This is a genomic window from Actinomadura sp. KC06, from assembly GCF_004348735.1.
GTDB lineage: Bacteria > Actinomycetota > Actinomycetes > Streptosporangiales > Streptosporangiaceae > Spirillospora.
The window spans coordinates 1-23,586 of sequence record NZ_SMKT01000135.1; the positions used below are offsets into that span (position 1 = coordinate 1).

The 23,586-nt window shown below is 70.1% G+C and carries 19 protein-coding genes and 1 pseudogene; 13 read left to right on the top strand and 7 right to left on the bottom strand.

The genetic code is table 11. The features are described 5' to 3' along the window. The 3 genes and pseudogenes from E1287_RS45960 to E1287_RS45965 all read left to right on the top strand — a co-directional run. On the top strand, nucleotides 1–281 hold a 281-nt coding region (locus tag E1287_RS45960), incomplete at its 5' end, for a hypothetical protein (RefSeq protein ID WP_243719570.1). Nucleotides 282–344: 63 nt separating this feature from the next. Then, complete coding sequence (locus E1287_RS31935; protein ID WP_131968999.1) at nucleotides 345–785, top strand: RidA family protein; 441 nt, start codon at nucleotides 345–347, stop codon at nucleotides 783–785. Nucleotides 786–876: 91 nt separating this feature from the next. After that, nucleotides 877–1,922, top strand: a pseudogene (locus E1287_RS45965) (transposase); the annotation flags it as partial. Nucleotides 1,923–2,592: 670 nt separating this feature from the next. Here E1287_RS45965 and E1287_RS31950 read toward each other — a convergent pair. Next, nucleotides 2,593–3,111, bottom strand: coding sequence for a DUF523 domain-containing protein (locus E1287_RS31950; RefSeq protein WP_131969000.1), 519 nt, complete (start codon nucleotides 3,109–3,111; stop codon nucleotides 2,593–2,595). A 92-nt stretch (nucleotides 3,112–3,203) separates the two neighbouring features. Between E1287_RS31950 and ctaD the strand changes: the two genes are divergently transcribed. Continuing rightward, entirely contained in the window at nucleotides 3,204–4,838 is a 1,635-nt protein-coding gene (gene ctaD, locus E1287_RS31955; protein ID WP_131969001.1) for a cytochrome c oxidase subunit I, read from the top strand. Nucleotides 4,839–4,842: 4 nt separating this feature from the next. Here the strand turns inward: ctaD and E1287_RS31960 are convergent, their stop codons facing one another. From E1287_RS31960 to E1287_RS31975, 4 genes are all read right to left on the bottom strand, one after another. Continuing rightward, nucleotides 4,843–5,655, bottom strand: a complete 813-nt coding sequence (locus E1287_RS31960; RefSeq protein ID WP_131969002.1) for an SDR family oxidoreductase — start codon at nucleotides 5,653–5,655, stop codon at nucleotides 4,843–4,845. A 139-nt stretch (nucleotides 5,656–5,794) separates the two neighbouring features. Next, entirely contained in the window at nucleotides 5,795–7,327 is a 1,533-nt protein-coding gene (locus E1287_RS31965) for an NAD(P)/FAD-dependent oxidoreductase (RefSeq protein WP_131969003.1), read from the bottom strand. A 2-nt stretch (nucleotides 7,328–7,329) separates the two neighbouring features. Then, complete coding sequence (locus E1287_RS31970) at nucleotides 7,330–8,331, bottom strand: diiron oxygenase (protein WP_131969004.1); 1,002 nt, start codon at nucleotides 8,329–8,331, stop codon at nucleotides 7,330–7,332. Nucleotides 8,332–8,381: 50 nt separating this feature from the next. Then, nucleotides 8,382–9,068 carry a TetR/AcrR family transcriptional regulator gene (locus tag E1287_RS31975; protein WP_243719571.1) on the bottom strand — a complete coding sequence of 229 codons (687 nt, stop codon included), beginning with the start codon at nucleotides 9,066–9,068 and terminating at the stop codon, nucleotides 8,382–8,384. A gap of 207 nt (nucleotides 9,069–9,275) precedes the next feature. Here E1287_RS31975 and E1287_RS31980 point away from each other — a divergent pair, with 207 nt between their 5' ends. The 3 genes from E1287_RS31980 to E1287_RS31990 all read left to right on the top strand — a co-directional run bounded on the left by E1287_RS31980 (nucleotide 9,276) and on the right by E1287_RS31990 (nucleotide 13,881). Continuing rightward, nucleotides 9,276–10,067 (top strand): ABC transporter ATP-binding protein, encoded by a 792-nt coding sequence (locus E1287_RS31980; RefSeq protein ID WP_131969005.1) that lies wholly within the window; start codon nucleotides 9,276–9,278, stop codon nucleotides 10,065–10,067. Beyond that, on the top strand, nucleotides 10,064–12,574 hold the full coding sequence (locus E1287_RS31985; protein ID WP_131969006.1) for an FtsX-like permease family protein: 2,511 nt from the start codon (nucleotides 10,064–10,066) through the stop codon (nucleotides 12,572–12,574). Before E1287_RS31980 ends, E1287_RS31985 begins: the two co-directional genes overlap by 4 nt. Before the next feature lie 95 nt (nucleotides 12,575–12,669). Beyond that, a complete protein-coding gene (locus tag E1287_RS31990) occupies nucleotides 12,670–13,881 on the top strand; it encodes a pyridoxal phosphate-dependent aminotransferase (protein WP_131969007.1) in 1,212 nt (403 codons plus the stop codon). 34 nt (nucleotides 13,882–13,915) lie between these two features. Here E1287_RS31990 and E1287_RS31995 read toward each other — a convergent pair whose 3' ends face one another. Further along, entirely contained in the window at nucleotides 13,916–15,964 is a 2,049-nt protein-coding gene (locus tag E1287_RS31995) for an ATP-dependent DNA helicase (RefSeq protein ID WP_207934592.1), read from the bottom strand. Nucleotides 15,965–16,119: 155 nt separating this feature from the next. Here E1287_RS31995 and E1287_RS32000 point away from each other — a divergent pair, with 155 nt between their 5' ends. Next, nucleotides 16,120–17,094 carry a DUF4192 domain-containing protein gene (locus tag E1287_RS32000; protein ID WP_131969008.1) on the top strand — a complete coding sequence of 325 codons (975 nt, stop codon included), beginning with the start codon at nucleotides 16,120–16,122 and terminating at the stop codon, nucleotides 17,092–17,094. Between the two features lie 285 nt (nucleotides 17,095–17,379). Here the strand turns inward: E1287_RS32000 and E1287_RS32005 are convergent, their stop codons facing one another. Continuing rightward, entirely contained in the window at nucleotides 17,380–17,760 is a 381-nt protein-coding gene (locus E1287_RS32005; RefSeq protein WP_131969009.1) for a hypothetical protein, read from the bottom strand. 194 nt (nucleotides 17,761–17,954) lie between these two features. Between E1287_RS32005 and E1287_RS32010 the strand changes: the two genes are divergently transcribed. From E1287_RS32010 to E1287_RS32030, 5 genes are all read left to right on the top strand, one after another. After that, nucleotides 17,955–18,761 carry a polysaccharide deacetylase family protein gene (locus E1287_RS32010; protein WP_131969010.1) on the top strand — a complete coding sequence of 269 codons (807 nt, stop codon included), beginning with the start codon at nucleotides 17,955–17,957 and terminating at the stop codon, nucleotides 18,759–18,761. 36 nt (nucleotides 18,762–18,797) lie between these two features. Next, entirely contained in the window at nucleotides 18,798–19,322 is a 525-nt protein-coding gene (locus E1287_RS32015) for a DUF1707 and DUF4870 domain-containing protein (protein ID WP_131969011.1), read from the top strand. 265 nt (nucleotides 19,323–19,587) lie between these two features. Then, nucleotides 19,588–20,955, top strand: a complete 1,368-nt coding sequence (locus tag E1287_RS32020) for an FAD-binding oxidoreductase (RefSeq protein ID WP_131969012.1) — start codon at nucleotides 19,588–19,590, stop codon at nucleotides 20,953–20,955. 85 nt (nucleotides 20,956–21,040) lie between these two features. Next, entirely contained in the window at nucleotides 21,041–22,306 is a 1,266-nt protein-coding gene (locus tag E1287_RS32025) for a class I SAM-dependent methyltransferase (protein WP_131969013.1), read from the top strand. 248 nt (nucleotides 22,307–22,554) lie between these two features. Beyond that, entirely contained in the window at nucleotides 22,555–23,559 is a 1,005-nt protein-coding gene (locus E1287_RS32030) for an ATP-dependent DNA ligase (RefSeq protein ID WP_243719572.1), read from the top strand. The last annotated feature ends 27 nt before the right edge of the window (nucleotides 23,560–23,586 follow it).

A 23,586-nucleotide genomic window follows, 5' to 3' on the forward strand; every position in this document is an offset into this window, starting at 1 on the left:
GCGGTGAGCAGCGCAACACTCTCCTCGGCCCGGCCGAGGTTCCGGAGGGTGCTGGCGAACTGGATCGTCGCCTGACGCTGTCGCGACCCGGCGAACAGGCCCTGAATCCGAATGACCCGGTCGACGGCGGTCTTGGGATGCTCGCGGTGACCACAGGGCGTTCGCTCGGACGCCAGCAGTCCCTGCTGCTCGTTGTGCCGGGGCGCAACTGGCAGCGCGGCGGTAGGGGAGTCCAGTCTCAGCTCGGCCATTTCGCCACTTATTTGATCGACGTGGCGTGAGCGCAGGCTTAAAGTGGGCGAACGTTCAGAGCGTTGCCCGCTTATCTCGGCGTGAGGAAATTGATGTCTTTCGTGATCGAGCCGATTGATCCTGCGGACCTGCCTGAGTCGTCGCCGGCTTATACCCATGGAACGTTGGTGCGCGGGGCGCAGCGGACCCTGTACATCAGCGGCCAGCCACCATGGACCACCAAGGGCGACGTACCGGCGGACTTCGCCGCGCAATGCCGCCTTGCCTGGAACAACGTCAAGACGGTGCTCTCTGCTGCCGAGATGACCGTTGAGAACCTCGCGAAGGTCACCATTTACCTGTCCGACCGGCGATACCGCGAACTCAACTCCCGGATCCGGCATGAGGTGCTCGGCGACCATCGCCCTGCGATCACCATCATCATCACCGGCATCTACGACGACGTCTGGCTCCTGGAGATCGAGGCCATCGCTGTGGCGCCCGACTCGTCCGCAGCGGCCGACACTGAGAACGGCACGAGCCAACCACTGTGAGGTTGGGTGCCGACGACAGCGGTCCGCTGCTGCCGCGCTCCGGTATGCCAGGCAGGACCGACGCGCCATCGTCGGTCGGGAAGGCACACCGATGCTCACCGTAGTTCCTGACTCGTCCGGCCGCGGCCACGGCGGCGGCGCTGGCGGATCTTGGTCGCTGGTCGATGAGATCGTGCGGGAGGGTGCCCGCCGGATGCTCGCCCAAGCCCTGCAGGCCGAGGTCGGCGCCTACATCGCCCGGTTCGCCGAGAAGCGGGACGAGCGGGGCCGCCGCCTGGTTGTCCGGTACGGCTCGCACCAGCCGCGTGAGGTGCTGACCTCGGCGGGTGCGATCGAGGTTCGGGCGCCGCAGGTCAACGACAAGCGCACCGACCCGCCAGCGGGAGAGGCAGCGGTTCTCCTCGGCGATCCTGCCGCCGTGGTGCCGCAAGACCCCGAAGGTCAGCGAGGTGCTGCCGCTGCTCTACCTGCCTGGCCTGTCGACCGGCGACTTCGTGCCCGCGCTCGGCCAGTTCCTGGAACGCCGAGGACAAGACCCACGCCCTGCGCGCGGTGACGGAGTTCGAGGCTGCCTACGGCGTCAAGCACCCCCAGGCCGTCGCGAAGCTCCGCGATGACCGCGATGACTTCGACGAACTGCTCGCGTTCTGTCGGCAGCTCGGCCGGATTGTCGGTGCCGGTCATCACCAAGCCCACCGAGCAGTGGAAGGCCAAACAGCGGTCCTTCGCAGCCCGCGACCTGGCCGGGGTCGACGACGTCTACTGTGGGCCGACGGTATCCACGTCAACATCCGGCTCCACGTCAACGTCCGGCTGGAGGAGCGCAGGCTCTGCCTGCTCGTCATGCTCGGGGACCGTGCCGACGGGCGCCAGGAACTCATCGCCCTGGCCGACGGCTACCGCGAGTCGACCGAGTCGTGGGCCGACCTGCTCCGCGACTGCAAGCGGCGCGGGATGCGCGCCCCCGGTGCTCGCGGTCGGGGATGGCGCGCTCGGCTTGCAGAGCGCGCTCGCGGAGGTGTTTCCGCAGGCCAAAGCCCAACGATGCTGGTTAACAAGATCGCGAACGTGCTCGGCGCGTCGCCGAGGTCGGCGCACCCAGGCGCGAAGAAGCAACTGGCGGAGATCTGGAACGCCGCCCCTTCCTCATCCGCCGCCTGCACGAGTGGACCCTGCTCAAATCGATCGCGCTGGACGAACCATGGACCGCCGAACAGCTCACCACCGCTTCCGACTGGCTCCAGCGCACAGCCGCGTCATCACAGATCATCACCTCACGCCGCGCCCTCAGCCTGCTCGCTGAGCAGGGACGAACCGCCGCGTTCGCAACACAGCAGACCGCCGACTGCGTCAGCCACAGCAGCCACAGCAGCCACGTTGACTTGATCCACAGGTCCTTGACGATTCCTCCGGGATCGCGCGGACGTGGCGGTCGTCGGATATGCCCTGCTGAACGCAACTTCGGCGGCGGCCCCAAGTGTCGTCCTGCTCAACGATCGCGTGTAGGGGCGAGTGGGCCGTCGCGGTCGGGGTCGTCGGTCACGTATGAGGCTGGGTTCTCGTTGTGGCGATCGAGCTTTCCGGCGCGTGCCGTCCTCGCGAGTGGGTGCCGCGCGGGAGCAGATCGCGGAGGTGGCGTTGGCTGATCCGGAGTGTGAGGCTGCTTCGATCCGTTGATCGAGGGGCTTGATCGTGCGGCGGGTTCCCGTACGCGTTTGCGTGCCTGATGGCGATCGGCTGAGTCTAGGAGCCTGGCACCCACGCGGGCCTAGCTCAGGAATCGCTTTGTGTGCGGGTGTTGCGGTGGCTACTTGGGCTTGGGTGGTGGGGGTGGGGTGGTTTCTAGGGTTTGGAGTAGGGCGTGCAGTGCGTCGAGGTCGGTATCGCTGAAGACTTGGATGCCCTCGCGTTCTAGGAGGGCGGTTGTGACGCCGTCCCCGGGGAGGCGATTGCCGGTGAAGGTGCCGTCGTAGATTTGGTGGCTGCCGCAGGACGGGCTGCCCTCTTTGAGGAGGGCGATGCGGGCGCCGGAGCGGCGGGCGGTGTCGAGGGCCTGGCGGGCGCCGTGGAGGAATTCGGCGGTGACGTCCTCGCCTGTGTCCGTGCGGACTTGGGCGGTGCCGTCGAGGACAGCGTGGCCGTCGCCGCCGACGATCTCGGCCGGTGGGCGGGGGACGGCCAGGCCGCCTGACACCTCGGGGCAGAACGGGACGAGGCGGCCCTCAGCGCGCCACCGCTCAAAGAGGTCGTCGCCCACCGGTTTGGCGGCGCCGTCGTAGCGGACGGGCCGTCCCATCAGGCAGGAGCTGACCAGGATGCGTTCCACGTCGTCCAGCCTATGCGTGTCACGGGCACGTCTTGCGTCGGCCAGGGGTGCGGCGAATAGTGGTGGGATCCGCCGTCCACAGGGAGCCCGGCATGGTCCTTCTCAGCCGTCCACTCCGGGAGGCGGGCCGTTCGCCGCGTCCCCGGGGCTCGGTGCTCGTGTCCTGGCTGACCACCACCGACCACAAGGTGATCGGGTATCTGTACCTGATCACGTCGTTCACGTTCTTCCTGCTGGCCGGGCTGATGGCCATGGTGATCCGCGGCGAGCTGGCGGACCCGGGCCTGCAGGTGGTCAGCAACGAGCAGTACAACCAGATGTTCACGATGCACGGCACGATCATGCTGCTGCTGTTCGCGACGCCGCTGTTCGTCGGGTTCGCGAACGTGATCATGCCGCTGCAGATCGGGTCGCCGGACGTGGCGTTCCCGCGGATGAACATGATGAGCTACTGGCTGTTCCTGTTCGGCGGCCTGATGCTGTTCGCGTCGTTCATCTCCCCGGGCGGGGCCGCGAGCTTCGGCTGGACGGGATACACGCCGCTGAGCAGCGAGCTGCGGTCGCCGGGCATCGGCGCCGACATGTGGATCATGGGGCTGGCGCTGTCGGGGTTCGGGACGATTCTCGGCGGCGTCAACTTCGTCACGACGATCGTGGGAATGCGGGCCCCGGGAATGACGATGTTCCGGATGCCGATCTTCACGTGGAACGTCTTCCTGACGAGTGTTCTCGTGCTGATGGCGTTTCCCGTCCTCGCCGCGGCGCTGCTGGCATTGGAGGCGGACCGGCGGCTCGGTGCGCACATCTTCGACGCCTCACATGGCGGCGCGTTGATGTGGCAGCATCTGTTCTGGTTCTTCGGGCATCCCGAGGTCTACATCATCGCGCTGCCGTTCTTCGGCATCGTCACCGAGATCATTCCCGTCTTCAGCCGCAAACCGCTGTTCGGCTACCTCAGTATGGTCGGCGCGACGATCACGATCACGGGCCTGTCGATGTCGGTGTGGGCGCACCACATGTTCACGACCGGGCAGGTTCTGCTGCCGTTCTTCTCGTTCATGTCGTTCCTCATCGCGGTGCCGACCGGGGTGAAGTTCTTCAACTGGGTCGGGACGATGTGGCGGGGGCACCTGACGTTCGAGACGCCGATGCTGTTCTCCGTCGGGTTCCTGGTGACGTTCCTGTTCGGCGGGCTGACCGGCGTCATCCTGGCCTCGCCGCCGCTGGACTTCCACGTCCAGGACTCCTATTTCGTCGTCGCGCACTTCCACTACGTCGTCTTCGGGACGGTCGTGTTCGCGATGTTCGCCGGCTTCTACTTCTGGTGGCCGAAGATGACGGGGAAGATGCTGCATGAAGGGTGGGGGAAGGTCCATTTCTGGACGCTGTTCATCGGCTTCCACACGACGTTCCTCGTCCAGCATTGGCTTGGTGCCGAGGGGATGCCGCGGCGGTACGCCGACTATCCCGAGGAGTTCGCGGGGCTGAACCGGGTCTCCAGCGCCGGGGCGTTCCTGCTGGGCATATCCACGCTGTTCTTCCTCTACAACGTGTACCGGACGTCGCGGCGCACCGCCCCGGTGGACGCCGACGACCCGTGGGGCTACGGGAATTCGCTGGAATGGGTGACGTCCTGCCCGCCGCCGAGGCACAACTTCACGTCGATCCCGCAGATCCGTTCCGAGCGTCCCGCGTTCGACCTGCACTATCCCAAGGTGGACGGGTAGCCGGTCATTTGCGGATGCGGCTCACGGCCACCTGCGCCACGCGGACGGCGGCGCCGGGGTTGAGGCGGACGCCGCGCCATGCGAGGCGGCCGTGCGCGGGCGCGACGATGAGGGCCTGGTTCTTGGCGATGCCGCGCATGATGTCGCGGGCCAGTTTCTCGGCCGTGTAGAGGCGCGGGGACGCCTTGGCGATGTCGCCGGTGGCGTCGCCGCTCATCGGCGTCTCGGGCAGGTCCGGGTTGACGTTGTGGAGCAGCGGCGTGTCGACGAAGCTCGGGCAGACGACGCTGACCTTGACGCCGCGTCCGGCGGCCTCCGCGCGCAGGCCGAGGGACAGGCCGACGACCGCGTGCTTGGTCGCCGTGTAGGGGATGCCGATCGGCATCGGGACGAGCCCGGCGAGCGAGGCGGTGTTGACGATGTGGCCGCGGCCCTGCTCCAGCATGATCGGGTAGGCGGCGTGGACGCCGTGGACGACGCCCTTGAGGTTGATGTCGATCGCGCGGTTCCAGTGGTCGAGCGTCAGCTCCTCGGCGAGGCCGCCGATGGCGATGCCCGCGTTGTTGAACACCAGGTCGAGGCGTCCGTGGTCGGCGCGGACGCCCTTGTAGAGGTCGGCGACGGCGGCTGCGTCGGTGACGTCGAGCGGCGCGGACGTCGCCTTGCCCTTGCCGAGGGTGTTCAGCTTGTCGGCGACGTGCGCCGCGCCTTCGGCGTTGATGTCGGTCACCACGACGGTGTCGCCGCGCGTCACCAGGGACGTGGCGATCGCACGGCCGATGCCGGACGCGCCTCCGGTCACGATCGCGATGCTCATGGGGGGCTCCGCTCGATGTTGGACGCCGCGAACCGCCGGGGGGCGCAGCTAATTGGATGTCGTGTTCAATTACGGCGATTCTAGGGGCCGGGCCCGGCTCGTCACGAAGTCGGGGTCGCCATCTCTAGCTGGGAGCCGTCTAGCTGGAAGCCGTTTCTATCTGGAAGTCGCGCGGGTCGAGCCTGCGCGTCCGCAGCCAGAAGCTGACCGTGGACGCGGGCCACGCCGCGCGGTTGACGCCGTTCCGGTCCAGGTACCAGCTGTCGCAGCCCCCGGCCACCCACACGGCGCCCTCCGACTTGCGCTGCACCCAGGTGTTGAACTTGTCCTGGACGGACGGCCGGACGGAGATCCGCGAGCCGCCCGCCCCGTCAAGCATGGCCAGGCACTGCAGGACGTACCGCACCTGCGCCTCGATGATGAAGATCATCGAGTTGTGGCCGAGGCCGGAGTTCGGGCCGAGCAGCAGGAACAGGTTCGGGAAGCCGGCGACCGTGACGCCGAGATGCGCCTGGATGCCGTCCTTCCACGCATCCTGGATCTTCAGGCCGTGCCGGCCCACGATGCGGGCGTCCTCGAAGGCGTCCGTGACGTGGAAGCCGGTGCCGAAGATGATCGCGTCGACCTCGTGCTCGCGTCCGTCCCGCGTGACGATCGAGCGCGCCCGGACCTCGGCGATGCCCTCGGTGGTCAGCTCCACGTCCGGCCGCATCAGCGCCGGGTAGTAGTCGCTGGACACGAGCGTCCGCTTGCAGCCCATCGTGTAGTCGGGCGTGAGCTTGCGGCGGAGGTCGCGGTCGGGGACCTGGCGCGCCAGGTGCAGGCGCGCGAGCGAGCTCGCCGCCTTCAGCAGCCTCGGGTTCTTGAAGCCGAGGACGAAGCTCTCCTGCATCAGGTAGACGCCGTTGCGGTACCCGCGCTGGACGATCGGGACGCGCCGGAACAGCGTCCGCTCCAGCCCGGTGACCGGGCGGTCGGGCTTGGGGATGATCCACGGCGGGGTCCGCTGGAACACCGTCAGGTGCCCGGTCCGCTTCGCGATCTGCGGGACGAACTGGATCGCGGACGCGCCCGTTCCGATCACCGCGACGCGTCTGCCCGTCAGGTCGTAGGAGTGGTCCCATTCGGCGGAGTGGAACGTCGTCCCTTCGAACGAGGCCAGGCCGGGCAGGTCGGGGATGCTCGGCCGGTGCAGCGGGCCCATGCCCGAGACCAGCGCGCGTCCCCGGACGACCTCGCCGCCCGCCGTGAACACCTGCCAGGTGTCGGTGGCGTCGTCGTACTCCGACCCGGTCACTTCCGTGTTGAACCGGATGTGCTGCGCCAGGTCGTACTTGTCGACGATGTCCTTGATGTACTGCAGCAGCTCCCGCTGCTTCGGGAACATCCGCGACCAGCCGGTGTTCGGCTCGAAGGAGTAGGAGTACAGCAGCGACATGATGTCGCACGCGCAGCCGGGATAGGTGTTCTCCCGCCACGTCCCGCCGACCTCGTCCGCCTTCTCCAGGATGACGAAGTCGTGGACGCCGGACCTCTTCAGCCCGATCGCCATGCCGAGGCCGGAGAAGCCCGTCCCGATGACGACGACCTTGTACGGGCCGCCCGGCCCGGCCGCGGGCGTCACCACGGCGGGCCTCTCCGCGCGCCCCGCGGGGGCCGCCGGGCCGGTCATGCTCACGCGGCCTTGCCGGACTCGACGGCGCGGCGCTGCTTCGGCTCGTCCCAGATGCCGAACGCCTTCCACACCTGCTTGCCGACCGGGCTGATCACGCCGAGCTCGGCCATCAGGTCGCGGATCTTGCCGACCGAGTTGGAGATCTCCGCCATCGACGCCTCGCTCTTGTACGCCTGGCGGACGACGTCCTTCGGGATGCCGAAGTGCCGCACCATCGGCCCGGGCGGGGACAGCATGATCCGCGCCATCACGCCGAGGACGATCGGCGTCGCGACGCCGAGGATCCGGCGGCGCAGCGGGTTCATGTTCGGCACCCGGTGCTTGAGGTAGTGCCGGGCGAACGAGATGTGCCGGGCCTCCTCCGCGATGTGGATCTTCATGATGGTCTCTTCGAGCGGGTGCTTGATGTGCCCGCCCTTGAGCGACTTGCGCTGGACGTAGTCGATCGGGTCCTCGCCGCCGAGCACGAAGATGAAGAACATCTCAGTGCTGACCAGCGGGATCCACGGCGCGGCCTGCGCGATGAGGCTGAGCGAGCGCGGCATGCCGCGGATCGGCAGCTTCGTCCGGTTCACGAACTCCTGGAACATCATCCCGTGGTGACATTCCTCGGTCGTCTCGTGGTAGACGTACCGGAACTCGGGGCGCCCGTTCGGCAGCCGGTAGGCGTAGTTCAGCAGCCCGCGCTTCAGCAGGTTCTCGAACTGCAGGCCGATCTTCATGGCGGTCGCGACGCGCCAGAGCCCGATCTGCGCCTGGATCTCCGGCGGCTGCGACCGGTACCAGGCCGTCTCGCCGAGCCGGTCGAACGGCGGCAGCACCCATCGCGGGTCGTTCTTGTCGACGGTGAAGTCGGGGTCGTCCCACGGGATGTCGGCGTACGCCTCCCAGTGCTTGTCGACGGACGCCTTGTTCAGGCGGTCGATGACGCCGAGATAGGACTTCTTGTCCTTGACCTGCTCGCGGACCTCTTCGGCGAGTTCGGTGGGGGCTTTCGGCATGTCGGGCGCTCCCTCGGGGTGGTGCGGTCGGCCGCGGGCCGACGGGGCGTTCAGGAGGTTGGGTCGGGGCGTGCGGTCGGCGCGGACACGGGCGTTCCGGGGCCCGGGACGATCAGCCGCGCGACGTCCTTGACCTGGCGCAGCACGGCGGCCTGGTGGCCGTCGGCGTCGTCGTCCAGCGCGTTCTGGATGGACAGCCCGACGAACATCGCGAAGACGCCGCGCAGCATCGTCGGGACGAAGTCGGCGGGCAGCGTGTTCTCCGGGAACAGCCGCTCGAAGACCTCCAGGATGACCTGGAGGATCCGCTCGTTCAGGTCGCGGCACAGCGGGCGCAGCTCGTCGTCGGTGCGGGCCGCGACGGCCAGCTCCGTGAGGGCCTTGGCCGGACGGCCGCGGAACACCTCCCACAGCAGGTCGAGCGCGCCGGAGACGTCGCGCCGCTCGGGCGGCAGCGCCGCGAACGCGGTCTCGTACGCCAGCCGCTGCGCCTCGAGCAGATGCTCCAGCGCCGCCGCGACCAGCACCATCTTGGTCGGATAGTGGTGCTGCTGCGCCCCGCGCGACACTCCGGCGCGGCGGGCGACCTCCGTGGTGGACGTCCCGGACCAGCCGAGGTCCACCAGGCACTCCATGGTGGCCTCCAGGAGGCTGGCCTGCGTGCGCGACCTGCGCTCCTCCTGCGTCCTGCGCCGGGACGGGACGTGCCGGTGGCGTCGGCGGCTGCTCACTGTCACGCCTCCGACGGTACGAGCCGACATACAAGCAAGCAAGCCTGCATGTATGTTGCCCGCATCACAATTGGACATCGAGTCTTATTGATCTTTCCGAGTGATGTACTGCGGGGGACGTAGGCGGGGGCGCCCGGGTGCTTCGCTGGGAGCAGTCGCGGTGCATCTCCTCACCCGACGACGGGCGGCGGACCACGACGCCACGATCCCGGCATGGAAAACGCAGCAGAGGCAAGGCGATCGATCAACGACGACACGGGCGCCGCGGCGGCCGGGCAGGGCGGCGCCCGCACGGTTCATCTCACCAAGGTGTACGGGACCGGCGACATGGCGGTGCGCGCGCTCGACGACGTCAGCATGACGCTCCCGGAACGGCGGTTCACCGCGATCATGGGGCCGTCCGGCGCCGGGAAGTCCACGCTGATGCACTGCGTGGCGGGGCTGGAGGACGCGACGTCCGGCAAGGTCTACGTCGGCGATCAGGAGCTCGGCGCGCTGTCCGACCGGCGGTTGACCAGGCTCCGGCGCGAGCGCATCGGGTTCGTGTTCCAGGCGTTCAACCTGCTCCCGACGCTTACCGCCCGCGACAACATCCTCCTCCCGATGACCCTCGCCGGGACGCGTCCGGACCAGGAATGGCTGGACACGGTCGTGCGCGTCCTGAAGCTGGGGGACCGGCTCTCGCACCGTCCGTCCGAGATGTCGGGCGGGCAGCAGCAGCGGGTGGCGCTGGCGCGCGCGCTGGTCACCCGCCCGCAGATCGTGTTCGCGGACGAGCCGACCGGCAACCTCGACTCCCGCACCGGCGCCGAGGTGCTGACGCTCCTCCGCAACGCCGTGGACGACCTTGGCCAGACCGTCGCGATGGTCACCCACGACCCGGTCGCCGCGGGGCACGCCGACTCGGTGGTGTTCCTCGCCGACGGCCGCGTCGTCGACGTCATGGACGCGCCCACACCCGACCGGGTGCTGGACCGGATGCGCGGGCTGGGGGACCACCGATGATCACGCTCGTGTTCAAGGAACTGTGGGGACGCAAGCGCCGGATGGCCGGCTCCCTGGTGGCGGTCTTCCTGGGCGTGTCGTTCCTGACGGGCACGCTCGTGCTCGGCGACACCCTCGCCGGAAGCATCGACGGGTACTACTCGCAGTCGTTCGGCAAGACGGACGTCAGCGTCCGCAACTCGACCAGCGTCAGCGACGAGCCGTGGGGGTCCCGCGGCCAGATCGACGCGTCCGCCCTGGACAAGGTCCGCCAGGTGGACGGCGTCGCCAACGCCGAACCGGTCATCCAAGGCTCGGGGCAGTTGCTGGCCAAGGACGGAGCGATCGTCGAGTCGCGCGGCCCGCGCACCGCCGGCAACTGGCTGACCGATCCGAAGCTCAACCCGTACCGGCTGGCCCAGGGCAGGGCGCCGCGCGCGCCGGACGAGGTCGTCATCAACAAGATGTTCGCCGACGAGGGCAAGCTGAAGGTCGGCGACCGGACGGCGGTGCTCACGCCGGAGAAGGTCCCGGTGACCGTCGTCGGGATCAGCATGTTCGGCGACGAGGAGGCGTTCGGCGAGACGTCCTTCACGGCGTTCAGCCTGGACGGCGCCCGCCGGCACGTCGCGAAGTCGCCCGACCGGATCAGCGGCGTCTACGTCCGCGCCGACGACGGCGTCGGCCAGAACGAGCTGGCGTCCCGGATCAAGCCCGTCCTGCCCGCCGGGACGGAGGCCATCACGAACAAGGCGCAGGTCGAGGAGGGCATGTCGCAGGTCGAGTCCGGATTCCTGCAGATCTTCCGGACCGTCCTCGCCGCGTTCGGCGGGGTGGCGCTGCTCGTCGCCGCGTTCAGCATCCACAACACGTTCGCGATCACGATGGCGCAGCGGACCCGCGAGTCGGCGCTGCTGCGCGCCCTCGGCGCCGGTCGCCGCCAGGTCATGACGATCGTCGGGTTCGAGGCGCTGGTCATCGGCGCCGCCGCGACCGCCGCCGGGCTCGCCGGCGGAATGGGGTTCGCGGCGCTGCTGCGGTGGCTGTTCACGCAGTTCCGCATCGGGATCGCGATGGAGGGGCTCACCGTCTCGGCCACCTCGCTCCTGATCGCGGTCCCGGTCGGGCTGCTGGTGACGCTGGTCGCCGCGCTCGGGCCCGCGGTCAAGGCGTCCCGGGTGGCGCCGCTGGCCGCGCTGCGCGAGGTCGCCGCCGAGTCCGCCCGCCCGACCGACACCCGCGTCATCGTCGGCGGCGTGCTCGCGGCCGTCGCCGCCGGGACCGTCGTTTTCGGCGCGCTCACCGGGCAGATGGCGATGGCGGGCGCGGGCGCGATCCTGTGCGTCGTGGCTATGGTCGCGCTCGGCCCGGTCGCGGCGCGTCCCGTCGCCGCCCTGATCGGCGGGCCCGCGGCGCGGACGCGCGGCGTGTCCGGGACGCTGGCCCGCGACAACGCCGCCCGCAGCCCGAAGCGCACCGCGGGCGCCGCGACCGCGCTGATGATCGGCGTCGGCGTCGTCACGCTGATGACGGTGTTCATCGGGTCGCTCGGCAAGTCGCTGGAGAACAACGTCGCCGGGTCGTTCAAGGGGCCGCTGGTCGTCAACTCCGGCGGCAACGAGACCGGCGGGTTCGGGACGGGCCTCGTCCAGGACGCGGCGAAGCTGCCGCAGGTCGAACGGGTCGCGGGCGCCGGAACCGGCAGCATGCGCGTGGACGGCGACGCGTCCACCGTGAGCGTCGCCGACCCGGCCGCCCTGGGCCGCGTCCTCGACCTGGACGTCACAAAGGGCGCCATGTCGGACGCGGGCGCGCTCGCCGTGTCGAAGAGCGTCGCCGACGACAAGGGCTGGAAGCCCGGCACGCAGGTCCCGGTCACGTTCGCGGACGGCGCGTCGCAGCGGCTCACCGTCGGTGCGGTCTACGAGAACACCGACATGACCGGAGACTACGTCGTGCCTCGGACGGTCTGGAACGCGCACACCCGGCAGCCGCTCGACACGCGGGCGTTCGTCGTCCTCAAGCCGGGCGCGTCCGTCGCCGAGGCGCAGCGCGCGCTCACCGCGCTCGCCAAGCCGTACGGCGCGCCGGAGGTCCAGACGCGGGACGACTTCGTCGCGGCGCAGACGGAGGAGCAGCAGGGTTTCATCACGGTCGTCTACGGGATGCTGATCCTCGCCATCGTGATCGCGCTGCTCGGCATCGCCAACACGCTGTCGCTGGCCGTCCACGAGCGGACCCGGGAACTCGGGCTGCTGCGCGCGGTCGGCGCGTCCCGCCCGCAGATCAGGTCGATGGTCCGCTGGGAGTCGGTGATCGTCGCGCTGTTCGGCACCGGCGGCGGGATCGGGCTCGGCGCGTTCCTCGGCTGGGGGCTCGGCAGCGCGCTCGGCAACCCGTTCGCGCCGCCCGTCCTCACCCTGGTGATCGTCGCGCTGGTCGGCGCGGTCGCGGGAGCGCTCGCCGCGATCCGGCCGGCACGGCGCGCGGCGCGGCTGGCGATCCTGTCCGCGATCTCCGCCCCGTGACCGCCGCCCCCGTCCCCCTGGCCTACACCGGCAGGGGGACGGGACGTCGGCGGGGAGACGGGACGCCGCGGACCGCCCGTGGCTATGGTGAGTCCATGCAGGTCAACCAGTCGGGCAAGCTGACCAACGTCTGTTACGACATCCGCGGCCCCGTGCTCAAGCGCGCCAAGCAGCTGGAGGCCGAGGGCAACAACATCCTCAAGCTGCACATCGGGAACCCGGCCCCGTTCGGGTTCGAGGCGCCGCCGGAGCTCCTCCAGGACATGGTCCGCAACCTTCCCGACGCGCACGGCTACAGCGACTCCAAGGGCATCCTGCCCGCCCGCCGCGCCATCGTGCAGCGCCTGGAGGACGACGGCGTCACCGGCGTGGACGTCGAGGACGTCTACCTCGGCAACGGCGTCTCCGAGCTGATCGTGATGACCCTGCAGGCGCTGCTCAACGACGGCGACGAGGTCCTCATCCCGGCGCCCGACTACCCGCTGTGGACGGCCGCGGTGTCGCTGTGCGGCGGGACGCCCGTCCACTACCTGTGCGACGAGTCCGCCGACTGGGCGCCCGGCCTGGACGACATCGAGGCCAGGATCGGCGACCGGACCCGGGCGCTCGTGCTGATCAACCCGAACAATCCGACCGGCGCCGTCTACCCGCGCGAGGTCCTCACCGGCATCGTCGAACTCGCCCGCCGGCACAATCTGATCATCTTCGCGGACGAGATCTACGACCGGATCCTGTACGACGACGCCGAGCACGTCCCGATCGCGTCCCTGGCCCCCGACCTGCTGTGCCTGACCTTCGGCGGCCTCTCGAAGAACTACCGCGTCGCCGGGTTCCGCGCCGGCTGGGTCGTGCTGACCGGACCCAAGGAGCACGCCGACTCCTACATCGAGGGCCTGGACATCCTCGCCAACATGCGGCTCTGCCCCAACGTCCCCGGCCAGCACGCCATCCAGGCCGCGCTCGGCGGCTACCAGAGCATCGACGACCTCGTCCTGCCGACGGGACGGCTCGGCGAGCAGCGGGACCGCGCCTGGAAGCTGCTGAACGACCTGCCGGGGGTGAGCTGCGTCCGTCCCATGGGCGCGCTGTACGTCTTCCCGCGCCTGGACCCCGAGATGTACCCGATCGAGGACGACATGCGCTTCGCGCTCGACCTGCTCGAACAGCAGAAGCTCCTCGTCGTCCAGGGGACCGGGTTCAACTGGCCGTCCACCGATCACTTCCGCGTCGTCACCCTCCAATACGCCGACGACCTCGAAGAAGCCATAGGCCGCATAGGCGATTTCCTCACCACCTACCGCCGCTGACCCACGCTCAGCGTTTTGCGGCGGCGGCGGCGTTTCAGGCGCTGTCGGCTGCGGCGTCTAGGCGGCGGAGGGCCCCGCGGACGATGTCCGGGTCGGTCGTGGCCCAGAACGGCGGCAGCGTGCTCTTCAGGAAGCCGCCGTAGCGGGCCGTGGCGAGTCGCGGGTCGAGGACGGCCACGACGCCCCGGTCGTCCATCGAGCGCAGCAGCCGCCCCGCCCCCTGCGCGAGCAGCAGCGCGGCGTGCGTCGCGGCGACCGCCATGAAGCCGTTGCCGCCGCGCGCCGCGACCGCCCGCGACCGCGCCGACGACACCGGGTCGTCCGGGCGCGGGAACGGGATGCGGTCCATGATCACGAGTTGCAGGGACGGGCCGGGCACGTCCACGCCCTGCCAGAGCGACAGAGTGCCGAACAGGCAGGTCCGCTCGTCCTCGGCGAACTGCTTGACCAGCAGGGACGTGGAGTCGTCGCCCTGGCACAGCAGCGGATGGGACAGGTGGTCCTTCAGCTCGTCGGCGGCCTGCCGGGCCGCCCGCATCGACGAGAACAGCCCGAGGGTGCGGCCGCCCGCCGACTCGATCAGCTCGGTGATCTCCGTCAGGTAGGCGTCGGCGAGACCGTCCCGTCCGGGTTGCGGCAGATGCCGCGCGACGTACAGGATGCCCGCCTTCGGATGGTCGAACGGCGACCCCACATCGAGGCCCGACCACACGACCTCCGTCTCTTCGCGCTTCTCCGTGGCGGTCTGGGCGAGGCCCTCGGCCGCCGTCTTCGCGTCCCTTGAGGCGTTTTCGTTCAGCGGCGGCAGGCCCCACTGCCGGGCCAGCGGTTCGAACGATCCGCCCAGCGTGAGCGTCGCCGACGTGAGGATCGCGGTGCGCCGCTCGAACAGCGTCGTCCGCAGCAGGCCGCCGACCCCGATCGGCGCGACGTGCAGCGCCGGCGGACGCCTGGGCCGCCCGTCCTGGACGAACGGCTTCTCCAGCCACACCACGTCGAACCGCTCGGCCATCTCCGGCTGGAACGCCTCCAGCACCCGCACGGCCGTGTCATGGAGTTCGTCCAGCGACGACCGTGCCGCCTTGCGCGCCGCCATGTCGCCAGGCTCGGCATCCTTCTTCTCCGGCCCGAGCGCGCTGATGCAGGCGTGCGCGGCGTCCCTGACGACCGCGAGGGTGTTCCCCAAGGCCGGGGACAGGACGTCCATGCGTCCGGCCTGCAGATCCTCCAGCAGCAGCCCGAGCCCCTCCGCGGCCTCCTTCAACCGGTCGGCCGTGGCCTCCTCGATGAGCCGCCCGCACCGGCGCGCCGCCGTCTCCACCGCCGCCGCGCTGAGATCGCCGGTCGCGACGGACGTGACCCGGTCGACCAGCTCGTGCGCCTCGTCCACGATCACCACGTCGTGCTCGGGCAGGACCTGGAACTCCTCCAGCGCGTCGATCGCCAGCAGCGCGTGGTTGGTCACCACGATGTGCGCCTCACCGGCCTCCGCCCTGGCCAGCTCGGAGAAGCACACGGTGCCGTGCGGGCACCGCTGCGCGCCCAGGCACTCCCTGGCAGTGACCGCGACCTGCCGCCACGCCTGCTCGCTCACCCCCGGCACCAGCTCGTCCCGGTCGCCGGTCTCGGTCTCCTCGGCCCACTCGTTCAGCCGCTTCACCTGCCGCCCGAGCGCGGACATCTGCTGCGGGTCGAACAGGCTCGGCCCCTCGTCCTCCTCCGGGACGCCCGTCTGCACCCGGTGCAGGCACAGGTAATTGCGGCGTCCCTTGAGGATCGCGAACTTCAGCTCCGTCCCGAGCAGCGGCCCCAGCGCCTCCGCCAGCCGGGGCAGATCCCGATCGACGAGCTGGCGCTGCAGCGCGATCGTGGCCGTGGACACGACCACCGTCGTCTGCTTCTCCACCGCGTGCCGGATCGCCGGGACCAGGTAGGCCAGCGACTTGCCGGTGCCGGTACCGGCCTGCGCGGCGACATGCTCGCCGGACTCGATCGCCTTCTCGACCGCGTGCGCCATCGTCACCTGGCCTGGGCGCTCGGCGCCTCCGATGGAGGACACGGCCGCGGCGAGCAGCGTCGCCATGTCGGGAATGCGGGTATCGCTGCCGTTCAGCAGATCAGGGGCGGGCACGCCGCCCAACGCTACCGCCCGCCGCGGACACTCGCGTCCCGGGACGAGTTATCCACATTTTCAGCGGCGGTGTCGCACGGCGGTCGCCGGCTGCGAAGGTCGGGGGCATGACAGCCCTGGTGATCCGCTCCGCACAAGACGCCATCGCAGCCGTCCCTTACCTGCTGGGGTTCCACCCGTCCCGGAGCCTCGTCGTGATCGGCTTCGAGAGCGGCGGCAACGGCACATGCGCGATCCGGCTGGACTTACCGTCATCGGACGCCGCCGAACGGGTCGCCGCGCTCCTCGCCGGCAACGGCTTCCGCCGCTCCCTCCTCCTCGGCTACGGCCCGGACGACGAGGTCCGCGAATCCGCCGCCACCGTGCGCGCGGCCCTTGACTCCGCGGGCGTTCCGGTTGCCGAGGCCGTCCGCGTCGCCGACGGGCGCTGGTGGTCGCTCACCTGCGACGACGACTGCTGCCCGCCCGAGGGCGTCCCCTACGACATCTCCGCCAGCGTCGTCGCCGCCGAAGCGACCTTCGCCGGGCAGGTCGTCCTGGCCGACCGCTCCGAACTCGTCCGCTCCGTCCAGCCGCTGGACGGGCCCGTCCGCGCCGCCATGCGCGAGGCCACCGAACGCGCCGAGATACGCCTGCTCTCGCGCCCCGGCACCTCCGACGAGAGCCTCGACTTCGTCCACGCCCTCCTCGCCCGCGCCGACGCCCCGCCGACCGACGACGAGGTCGCCTGGCTCGGCGTCCTCCTCACCGACCTGCGCTTCCGCGACGAGGCCTGGATCCGCATCGACGAGGACGCCCCAACCGCCGACATCGCCTTCTGGCGAGACGTCGTGCGCCGCGTAGAGGAGGCCTACGTCCCCGGCCCGGCGTCCCTCCTGGCCTTCGCCGCCTACTCCGCAGGCGACGGCGGCCTGGCCAACGTCGCCATCGAACGGGCCCTGGACGCCGACCCCGCCTACTCCATGGCCGTGATCCTCCGGGAGGTGATCAACGCCGGCATCCCACCTTCGAAGCTCCGCCTCCGCATGACCCCGGACCAACTGGCCACCGCCTACTACAACCAACAACGAAAGGCCTGCTAAACCGCCCTCGCCCACCCGTATGTCCCCAACGCGTGAACCGTCAGTACGCGAATCACCGGCACGTGCGTCCAGCGAGGCCACGCCTCTGGATGGCGGCACATCGCCGCCGCGTTTGTGTCGCCAACACCTGTGTTACCGGCGCTTAGGGCACCGCACGCGTGCCGGCAGCGCGGGTGCCGCTGGTGTGCTTGAGCCCGGCGTGCGCGGCCCCAACTCGCGTAGCGCTGGGGTGCGGCGATGTTCATGCTGTCAGGCTGCGTGTCATCCGTGCCTGGCGCTTGCGGGTTATGGGGCTACGGCTTGGCCGGGGGTGCCGGGGTCTATGCGGCGGTCGGGGTTGCGCTCGTTCCAGGCCCGCATGCGAGGCGGGTAGCCGACGATCTGGACGTCGTAGACCGGCAGGCCGAGGTCGCGGGCGACCTTGCCGATGACCTTGGGGGAGCCGACGCGGCGGCGCGTCCACTCACCGTCGTGGGCGACGGCGACGGCGGTGGTGTCGGTGGCGAAGGTCTCCGGCTCGACGAAGAACTCGACGCCGCGGCGGGAGCGGGCGAAGGCGATCAGCGCCTCGATGTCGGCGTCGGTCGCCTCGCGGTCGAGCCTCGTCACCGTTGATCCGCGGTTCCTGCGGTTCTTGCGGATCCCGAATCGGTCCCGGAACCTCATCGCCTGCCCCGTCGTCTGGTGGGCGGCCCCGGAACTGTTCCGCGGCCGGTTGTGGTGTACGACGATAACGATGGTCCGGCCTCCGCGGGTTCCCGACACAGCGGCGGGTTTCCGACACAGCGGCGGCGTCCCCGGCGGGCGGGGGAGCGAGCCCTAGACTGGCGGCTCAGGGGGCATCGGCAGCGGGGGTGTTGATGGACGGGCCGAACCTGGTCCGGCGAGGGGCGGCCGCCGTGCTCGCGGCCGCGATCTGCGGGGGGCTCAGCACGCTGGCGCCGTCCGCCGGGCGGGTCGAGTTCGCCGCGGCGCAGCGGAACGGCCCTTCGCCGCCCGAGGCGCCCGAACCCGCGCCGGAGCCGCCGACCCCCGACTGCACGCGCGCGAAATGCGTGGCGCTGACGTTCGACGACGGGCCGGCGGCGAGCACCGGAGAGCTGCTGGACATCCTCGCCGCCCGGCGGGTGAAGGCGACGTTCTTCCTGATCGGGAAGAACGTGGCCGAGTACCCGGATCTCGTCCGGCGCGAGCATGCGGCCGGGCACGAGATCGCCGACCACAGCTATTCGCACGCCAACCTCGGAAGGGCGTCCAAGAAGAAGATCGTCTCGGAGCTGACCAGGACGCAGGACGAGATCCGGCGGGCGTCCGGGGTCACGCCGACGATGCTGCGCCCGCCGTACGGGTCGACGTCCAAGCGGCTGGCCGAGATCACGCGGGAGATGGGCATGGCGCAGGTGCTGTGGACCGTCGACCCGCAGGACTGGGACAGCCGCGACACCGAGGACGTGGAGCGCCGGGTGCTGGCGGCGGCGAAGCCCGGCTACATCGTGCTGATGCACGACATCCACCGGACGACCGTGAAGGCCGTCCCGAAGATCATCGACCGGCTGGCGGCCGAGGGGTACGTGTTCGTGACGGTGTCGGAGCTGTTCGGCGGGCGCCTCACGCCTGGGAAGGAGTACGTCCAGCTGAATTCAGGGGAGCCTCAGGGTCTTCCCTGATATCCCGGCGCGGCGGCGCCGCCGACCATGAAAGGTATGGACACTAGCTACGCGGTGGGGGATCTGAGGGTCTCGGACGCCGAACGGGAACCGGTCATCGAGCGCCTTCAGGACGCGTACGCCGACGGCCGGCTCGACCACGACGAGTTCGACATGCGCATGCACCTGGCGATGACGGCCAAGACCCGGAACGACCTGGGCGCGGTGACCCGCGACCTGGTTCCCGTGCCCAAGCAGGCAGCCGTTCTGCCGGGGCACGCCGAGGCGCCCACGGGGGAGGACCGCATGCTCGCCGCGGCGGCGCACGCCATCGCGGTCCCGACGCTCTTCGTCGGGCCGCTGGTGCTGATGCTGGTGAGCGGCAAGCGGTCCGAGTACGTCCGGCGGCAGTCGGCGGAGGCGGTGAACTTCCACCTGACGCTGCTGCTGTTCACGACCGCGACGCTCGGCGTCGGCGGGGTGGTCTACGCGGTGGCCTGGATCCTGTCGGCCATCGCGGCGATCTACGCCCTCGCCGGCCGCACGTTCCGCTACCCGTGGATCCTCCGCCTCGTGAAGTAGCCACTACCCGCCAGGTCGCGGGCTCGTGAAGTAGCCGCCACCCGCCAGGTCGCGGGCGGGCTTGGTGTTCATGGTTTGTCGGTGCGGGGCTTCGGGGAAAGGTTGACGTGGCCGCACTGTTGCGGTTCTGTCGCCTCCGGGAGATGAAACGACATCGATGTATGCGCCTGTGGCTTTATTCCCCTTCCTTCCTGTGACTCCCCTAACGTCCGAGTCGAGTGGACCGTCCATGGGATGATCGATTAACTGTGTCCGGGAGGGACAGATGACGGAGCTTGCGATCAAGGGTGGCCACGAGCGGGCGGTGGAGGCGCTCAGGAGGTCCTACGAGGCGATCCCGGCCGGCACGCCGGTGCGGCTGGCGAAGCGGACCTCCAACCTGTTCCGCTGGCGCGACCCCTCGGAGGCGCCCGGCCTGGACGTGTCCGGGTTCGACAAGGTGCTGAGCGTCGACCCGGACGAGCGGACCGCCCAGGTCCAGGGCATGACCACGTACGAGGACCTCGTCGACGCCACGCTCCCGTACGGGCTGATGCCCACGGTCGTCCCGCAGCTGAAGACCATCACGCTCGGCGGCGCGGTGACCGGGCTCGGCATCGAGTCGACGTCGTTCCGCGACGGGCTCCCCCATGAGGCCGTCCTGGAGATGGAGGTCCTCACCGGCGACGGGCAGATCGTCACCGCGACGAAGGACAACGAGCACGCCGACCTGTTCTACGGCTTCCCCAACTCCTACGGGACGCTCGGCTACTCGCTGCGGCTGAAGATCGAGCTCAGGCCCGTCAGCCCGTACGTCCGGCTGCGGCACCTGCGGTTCGGCGACGCCGCCGAGCTGTCCCGCGTGATGGGCGATATCACCGAGTCGGGGACGTTCGAGGGCGAGTCCGTCGACTTCCTGGACGGGACGGTCTTCGGCCCCGGCGAGCAGTACATAACACTCGGGTTCTTCGCAGACTCGGCACCGTACACATCCGACTACACAGGCCAGAAGATCTACTACAAGTCGATCCGGGAACGGTCGGTCGACTTCCTGACGATCCGCGACTACCTGTGGCGCTGGGACACCGACTGGTTCTGGTGCTCGGGCGCGTTCGGCGTCCAGAACCCGGCCGTCCGGCGGCTGTGGCCCGACAAGTACAAGCGCTCCGACGTGTACCGCAAGCTCGTCGCGTACGACCGGCGGTACCACTTCGTCGCGCGGGTGGAGCGGTGGCGCGGGCTGCGGCCGCGTGAGGACGTCATCCAGGACATCGAGGTTCCGGTCGAGCGCCTGCCGGAGTTCCTGGAGTTCTTCCACGACAAGGTCGGCATGAGCCCGATCTGGTTGTGTCCGCTGCGCGCGAAGGAGCGGTGGCCGCTGTACCCGCTGGACGAGGGACGGCCGTACGTGAACGTCGGCTTCTGGGGGACGGTGCGGCTCCCCCCAGGACAGATCCCCGAGTACCACAATCGGCTCATCGAGCGCAGGGTCGCGGCCCTTGACGGGCACAAGTCCCTCTACTCGACTGCTTTTTACAGCAGGGACGAGTTCTGGCGGTACTACGACGGGGAGACCTACCGGCGGCTCAAGGGGACGTACGACCCCGGCGAGCGGCTGCTGGACCTCTACGACAAGTGCGTACGCGGGCGCTGACCAGGCGTCCGCATCGGGGGAGTGCCCCGGCGGGGACGGCGGCGTTCGCCGCCCTGGCCGGGGCGAAGAGACAGGAGGGATCACAATGACGCTGGCCAGGGTCTTCGAGCAACTCGCCGGGGCTGAGGCGCCAGTGGAGTTCACGGCGTACGACGGTTCGCGGGCGGGGGTGCCCGGCGCGGACATCCGGGTCGACGTCCGCTCGCCGTTCGCGGTGTCGTACCTGCTGCACTCGCCGGGGGCGCTGGGACTGGCCCGCGCCTACGTCACCGGGATGCTCGACATCAGCGGCAACATGATCGCGGCGCTGACGACCATGCAGCAGGTGCTCGGCGAGGTGACGGCGCGCGACAAGGCGCGGATCTTCGGCGCGGTCCTGGGCGACCCGCTGCTGCGCGGCGCGATCACGCGCCGGCTGGACCCGCCGCCGCAGGAGGCGCCGTTCAGCCGCATCCCGTCGTGGCTGCGGCACTCCAAGAGGCGTGACGCCAAGGCCATCTCGCACCACTACGACGTGTCCAACACGTTCTACGAATGGGTGCTCGGCCCGTCCATGGCCTACACGTGCGCGTGCTTCCCCCGAGAGGACGCGACGCTGGAAGAGGCGCAGTTCAACAAGCACGACCTGGTGGCCAAGAAGCTCGCGCTGAAGCCGGGGATGCGGTTGCTGGACGTGGGCTGCGGCTGGGGCGGCATGGTGATGCACGCCGCGAAGGAGTACGGCGTCAAGGCGCTCGGCGTCACGCTGTCGAAGCAGCAGGCCGAGTGGGCGCAGAAGGCCATCGCCGACCGCGGGCTGTCCGACCTTGCCGAGGTCCGCCATCTGGACTACCGGGACGTGACCGAGACCGGTTTCGACGCGATCAGCTCCATCGGGCTCACCGAGCACATCGGGAAGAAGAACCTGCCGTCCTATTTCTCGTTCCTGTACGGGAAGCTGCGGAAGGGCGGGCGGATGCTGAACCACACCATCACCCGTCCCGACAACCTCGCGCCGCCGCGCAAGGAGAACGGGTTCATCAACCGGTACGTGTTCCCGGACGGTGAACTCGAAGGCCCCGGCTACATCCAGATGCAGATGAACGACGCCGGGTTCGAGATCCGCCACCAGGAGAACCTGCGCGAGCACTACGCCCGCACGCTGACCGGCTGGTGCGAGAACCTCGACGACCACTGGGACGAGGCCGTCGCCGAGGTCGGCGAGGGCACCGCCCGCGTGTGGCGTGTGTACATGGCGGGCTGCGTGCTCGGGTTCAACCAGAACTGGATCCAGCTCCACCAGACGCTAGGCGTGAAGCTGGGGGACAACGGCGTCAGCCACATGCCGCTGCGCCCTGACTGGGGTTCGTGACCTCGCACCCCGAACCGGGGCCCGCCCGTCCGCCCACGCAACGGACGGGACGGCCCTCCCGGCGCCCGGCCGCTGGATGATCTCCGGGCGCCCGCGTCGCGATGACCTCCGGGCGTCCAACCCCGGGATGACCTCCGGGCGTCCAACCTCGGGTCAACATTCGTCCTGCCCGGATATCGACGCAGGTGGACGGGGGTACGGAGGCTACGCGGCGATCGGGACGGTCGAGTTCGGGGGGACGCGTGGCCATGCACATCCGGTCCCCGGTGAGGCCGATGCTGGCCGCGGCCGTCGACCACATCCCGCTACCGCAGTCGTGCCCGGGCGGCTGCCGGTACGAGCCGAAGTTCGACGGGTTCCGGGCGATCGCGATGGTGGGCGAGGACGGCGCCGTCCGCCTGTCGTCCCGCCGCCGGACCCGCCTGGACGACGCGTTCCCCGAGATCGTGGCGGCCGTCCGCGAGCGCCTGGCGCCGGGCACGGTCGTCGACGGCGAGATCGTCCGCTGGGGGACGGGCGGGCGCCTCGACTTCGGCGCGCTGCAGCGCCGCCACGTCGCCGGACGCCGCCGCGCCGAACTCGCGCGGACGGAACCCTGCCACTACGTCGTATTCGACGTCCTCGAATCGGACGGCGAGGACCTGCGGCCCCGCCCGCTGCGCGACCGCCGCGCCGTCCTCGAGACCCTCCTCGGCGACGCCGACGCGGCGTCCGCGCGGGTGGTCGCCGTGCCGCAGACGTCCGACGCGGAGGAGGCGCGCGTGTGGTTCGACGCCCTCGCCGCGCAGGGCGTCGAGGGCCTCGTCGTCAAGGACGCCGACGGCCCCTACCTGGAAGGACGCCGCCGCTGGCGCAAGGTGAAGCGGCGCGTCACCACGGAGGCGATCGTGGGCGGCGTGACCGGCACCCGGCAGGCGCCCGAGTCGCTGATCCTCGGCCGCCACGACAACGACGGCCGTCTCCGCGTCGTCGCGCGGACGACACCGCTGCCACCCGAGGCCCGCGCGTCGCTAGGCGACGTCCTCCGGCACGCCGGCCCTGACCACCCTTGGCCCGCGGAACTGCCCGCCGGGTTCGCGGGCGGCCCGTACGGGACGCATCCGCCGATCCGCTACGTCCGAACAGAACCGGAGACGGTCGTGGAGATCAGCGCGGACACCGCCGTCGAGCAGGGCCGCTGGCGGCACCCGGTCAGATTCGTCCGCCTCCGCCCGGACCTCGACAAGACCCAGGTCCCACCCTTCGCCACCTGAACCCCACCCTCCGCGCCTCCACTAACC

Excerpts from the sequence above, each read along its gene's own strand:
- E1287_RS31935 (WP_131968999.1), top strand. The coding sequence starts at position 345 with ATGTCTTTCGTGATCGAGCCGATTGATCCTGCGGACCTGCCTGAGTCG.
- ctaD (WP_131969001.1), top strand. The coding sequence starts at position 3,204 with ATGGTCCTTCTCAGCCGTCCACTCCGGGAGGCGGGCCGTTCGCCGCGT.
- E1287_RS31960 (WP_131969002.1), bottom strand. The coding sequence starts at position 5,655 with ATGAGCATCGCGATCGTGACCGGAGGCGCGTCCGGCATCGGCCGTGCG.
- E1287_RS31965 (WP_131969003.1), bottom strand. The coding sequence starts at position 7,327 with ATGACCGGCCCGGCGGCCCCCGCGGGGCGCGCGGAGAGGCCCGCCGTG.
- E1287_RS31970 (WP_131969004.1), bottom strand. The coding sequence starts at position 8,331 with ATGCCGAAAGCCCCCACCGAACTCGCCGAAGAGGTCCGCGAGCAGGTC.
- E1287_RS31980 (WP_131969005.1), top strand. The coding sequence starts at position 9,276 with ATGGAAAACGCAGCAGAGGCAAGGCGATCGATCAACGACGACACGGGC.
- E1287_RS31985 (WP_131969006.1), top strand. The coding sequence starts at position 10,064 with ATGATCACGCTCGTGTTCAAGGAACTGTGGGGACGCAAGCGCCGGATG.
- E1287_RS31990 (WP_131969007.1), top strand. The coding sequence starts at position 12,670 with ATGCAGGTCAACCAGTCGGGCAAGCTGACCAACGTCTGTTACGACATC.
- E1287_RS31995 (WP_207934592.1), bottom strand. The coding sequence starts at position 15,964 with ATGGCGACGCTGCTCGCCGCGGCCGTGTCCTCCATCGGAGGCGCCGAG.
- E1287_RS32000 (WP_131969008.1), top strand. The coding sequence starts at position 16,120 with ATGACAGCCCTGGTGATCCGCTCCGCACAAGACGCCATCGCAGCCGTC.
- E1287_RS32005 (WP_131969009.1), bottom strand. The coding sequence starts at position 17,760 with ATGAGGTTCCGGGACCGATTCGGGATCCGCAAGAACCGCAGGAACCGC.
- E1287_RS32010 (WP_131969010.1), top strand. The coding sequence starts at position 17,955 with ATGGACGGGCCGAACCTGGTCCGGCGAGGGGCGGCCGCCGTGCTCGCG.
- E1287_RS32015 (WP_131969011.1), top strand. The coding sequence starts at position 18,798 with ATGGACACTAGCTACGCGGTGGGGGATCTGAGGGTCTCGGACGCCGAA.
- E1287_RS32020 (WP_131969012.1), top strand. The coding sequence starts at position 19,588 with ATGACGGAGCTTGCGATCAAGGGTGGCCACGAGCGGGCGGTGGAGGCG.
- E1287_RS32025 (WP_131969013.1), top strand. The coding sequence starts at position 21,041 with ATGACGCTGGCCAGGGTCTTCGAGCAACTCGCCGGGGCTGAGGCGCCA.
- E1287_RS32030 (WP_243719572.1), top strand. The coding sequence starts at position 22,555 with ATGCACATCCGGTCCCCGGTGAGGCCGATGCTGGCCGCGGCCGTCGAC.